Consider the following 3,494-nt stretch of genomic DNA (forward strand, 5'->3'; position numbering starts at 1 on the left):
CTTAGCTTTTTTATGGAGGCTTTTATGCTTCAGTTGTTAACGCTTTAATCTCACTTTATGAAGAAATCGCAGTAAAAGGTGCGCTACAAGGCTTCATGTGCTCATTCAAATCACCATAAATAGGCGCCTTGGGTTCTTTTTCGACATCACTCTCGCCAATTAACAGCACTCGTTCTGAATCAGAAGAAAAAGGCTTAAAGTCGAGCCATTGATGGCCGAGAGAATGTGTATTGACGAAATGATAACAGAGAAGGCGTTGATCGCTGATACTTGTCCACTGGGTCGTGGCTGAAGGCACTGCGTTTTCAGATTGACGTTCAAGATGAACACCCAATGGTGTGGCACAACTTGCCATTAGTGAGCGAGTTTGAGCTAGAATATTATCAGTGCCTGTTTGGGGTTGAGCAAAGTTATAAAAGTAATTAGCACGAGCAAATCTTTGGTGTGTTGCCGTACCTCCAGGGACATCGAATAAGGTTAAACCAGCGAACTGTTTTGGGGATTGCCATTTTTCTAGCCAAGGTTCTAATAACCACTGTTGGACCTCAAATCTGGGTGTCACAGTCACCACATTGTAATTACAACTTTCATTGACAGTAAACCCATCCCCCCTCAATTCGATCACGCTCGAATTCCCGGTGGGATCGGAGAGTGCCAAATGAAGCTTTGTTTTGGTAACCTGCTCGTGGCCATCAGGAACATTTCCACTGTAGATAAAAAGATTATCCGGATTAGAGCGAAAGTATTCTGCCGCCTCTTGCACGGAATCAAATCGATCGAGTACAAATTGGACCCAACGCAGCGAGCACAACAGCGTTGCATCATCTGGAATTGAAATATCATCGTTGAAAGCTTTTTTATCTTTCTCAATCAGCTCTCTTATCTGATGAACCTTTGCTGCCAAACTATCACTGGTGCTGATGATCTCGGTTGCATCTTCAAAATGTGCTAATAAATCTTCTAAGCCATTGACCACTAATCCCTTGTCATTAATACCGTCGATAGCAGCAAACCCAAGTTGATCGCTCCCTAAATAGGCGCAGATGCTGGCGTGATCCACTTTCCATTCGAGTGAGGTATGTGGAGTGGTCAAATCGAACTGGCCGCCGACTCGAACTTCACCATTCGCTTGTTGACGATAGAGGTAGGTTGTTAATGGGTAATGCCAGTCAAAGTTTCTGCCGGTCATGACGTTTTTTTGGTCTAGACTATTGACTATACGAGTGCACATGATTATTTAGCCCTATTTGGTCTGTAAATTGTTAATTACAAAACAGTAAATAACGTTGCAAAATATCCTAGGTTAGAGAAAACTGATACAGTCCGAGAGATTTTTATAAACAGATTGAGACCTTAGGTCTATTTAAAGGGAAAATATGAGTTCTAACTATTTGGATTCGACGGATCGAATCAGGAAAGCCGTACTCAGTTCGGTTAGCTTTGCCTTTTTCTTTATTGTCACTGCATTGGCCATTTTTAACGTTGTTTACCATAGCCAATACCTATTTGCCGCTTTAGAGATGGTATTTGCTTTGTTTTCACTTTACATGTTCATTCGGTGTCGAAGAGGGCAGTACTCCGTTGTTTCTGTTTATTGGTACTTATTGTTTATCGCTGTGCTGATTATATTGGGTACGGCATTGCTCCCTATTACCGATGTCTTGTTTTTGTGGGGATTCTTTTTTCCAACCATTGCCTATTTATTGTTAGGCGGGCGTTTAGGGTTTCAACTGAGCCTCATTGTGCTCGTGCTTGTTCTATCGGCCGTCAGTTACAAGGTCTTCGGGACTGAAGGGTTACCATTTGCACCTGTATTTATTAATTTTTTCACTTGCTATTTAGCGATCTGGTGTGTATCTCATTTCTTTGAATTGAGTCGAGCCCAGGCCAATGAATCATTGCAGAAATTGGCATTGACAGATTTGTTAACCGGATGCAACAACCGTTTGGCGTTTACCGAGTCTTTGGAATCTCATAGCGATGATTATTTATTAATGCTCGACATCGATGACTTTAAGTCGATAAACGATGACTATGGCCATGATATCGGTGATTTTGTGCTAAAAAAAATCAGTCAACAATTGATGAAAGATGTTGAGTTAAATCGAATATTTCGAATCGGTGGTGAAGAGTTTTGTGTTTGGCTATCAGCCAGTGATATCGACAGTGCATTGGCCAAGGCTGATGGGTTGCGTGATAACGTGACGAGACTTCTCGTGAATATTGAGGGCAGTATGGTCAGTTTGTCATTCAGTGGCGGTTTGGTGAAGAATAAACAAGGCTTATCAGAAAGTGATTTGCTCAAACGCGCAGATCGGCTTTTGTACAAAGCCAAAGCGCAAGGAAAAGACCAAGTTATCGCATCCAGTGAACGAGAAATTTTTGAACCTGTGTTAGTTGGGTAGGCGTTACTTAGCCTTGAACTGAACTGAACTGAACTGAAATAAGGGAACATTCCGTTCTAATTTCAGCGTAATAAGATGTTAAGCTGGGAAGTACTTTACGGGCCTTAACGTCAATGAGCCTGTTACAAATGATTGGACAATAGATAATGAACTGTATTTGCTTGCAACTTGATGATAAAGCAAAAGATTTAGTGAAAGAGTTACTTCTTCGCATAGAAGATGCCGATATACAAGACGTTAACTCAGAAGAACAGGATGACTGGATCACGATGACACCGCGTTACGCAGCCCAGATAGATGCTCAACTTATTGAAAGCCAATATATAGGTACCGTGGGCTGGTTTAGTGAGTCTGACTTTATCGAAAAAAAAATAGAGTACAAATAAGAAAAATAAGAAAAATAAGAAAAATAAGGATGCTAATGCGTCCTTATTTTTTGTCGTTACATTTCTAATCCCAATCTCAATCTCAATCCCAAAGCCTAAAACTCTCCTTTTTATCTGCTAATTCGACTTATTTTTGAGACTGTGGAATAAGTTAAAGTTATCGTTCTGGGTCATAACACGCATAGCAATATGCAACAATGTATGGTTTGCAGTGTAAAAACATGACGTCAGCCCAATAATTTGTTACTTTGACGTTATAACAATAAAACTGTAACAATTAATTTATTTGCTGTTGATTTTTTAAAAATAGCGCTTGAGGTTTTTATGGATGTAAACGTTTTACGACACAGTCAATTAGTTAAAGAAGTCTCTGGGGATGTTATCGCCGTTTCACCAGGTGGAAGTGCTCGTAAAGTGTTAGCCGGGGAGACCATTGATAGCGACAACATTGTTATTACGATAAATGGCGCGAGCGTTATTATGAATAACGCAGAGTCTCAACTTAGCGTCATTGATGAGAATTGTGTTGCCTGTGTCGATGAAACTTCAACTTGGAATGTCGCGCCTATTGCGGGTGATGTGAGTGTCGATCTGGATAAACTGAGCGGTGCTGAGTTTGGTGAAGATGATCTGGCTGCCATTCAAGACGCTATTTTGTCTGGCGAGGATCCAACAGAACTGTTAGAAGCCACGGCCGCTGGTG

At 41.0% G+C, this 3,494-nt stretch carries 4 protein-coding genes; 3 read left to right on the forward strand and 1 reads right to left on the reverse strand.

Features of this window, described 5'->3' with window-relative positions:
- Positions 1-55: 55 nt before the first annotated feature.
- Positions 56-1,231: a linear amide C-N hydrolase gene (locus ACP45E_RS06145; RefSeq protein ID WP_017033322.1), complete on the reverse strand. Its 1,176-nt coding sequence runs from the start codon at positions 1,229-1,231 to the stop codon at positions 56-58.
- Between the two features lie 145 nt (positions 1,232-1,376).
- Here ACP45E_RS06145 and ACP45E_RS06150 point away from each other — a divergent pair, with 145 nt between their 5' ends.
- From ACP45E_RS06150 to ACP45E_RS06160, 3 genes are all read left to right on the forward strand, one after another.
- The gene (locus ACP45E_RS06150; RefSeq protein WP_017037682.1) at positions 1,377-2,405 is read left to right on the forward strand and encodes a GGDEF domain-containing protein; all 1,029 of its coding nucleotides are present in this window, start codon (positions 1,377-1,379) and stop codon (positions 2,403-2,405) included.
- 146 nt (positions 2,406-2,551) lie between these two features.
- Positions 2,552-2,791, forward strand: coding sequence for a hypothetical protein (locus ACP45E_RS06155; protein ID WP_017037683.1), 240 nt, complete (start codon positions 2,552-2,554; stop codon positions 2,789-2,791).
- Between the two features lie 324 nt (positions 2,792-3,115).
- The coding region (locus tag ACP45E_RS06160; protein ID WP_141707242.1) for a retention module-containing protein at positions 3,116-3,494 on the forward strand (379 nt) is incomplete at its 3' end.

Source organism: Vibrio genomosp. F10 str. 9ZD137 (assembly GCF_049974785.1).
In the GTDB taxonomy this organism is placed as follows: domain Bacteria; phylum Pseudomonadota; class Gammaproteobacteria; order Enterobacterales; family Vibrionaceae; genus Vibrio.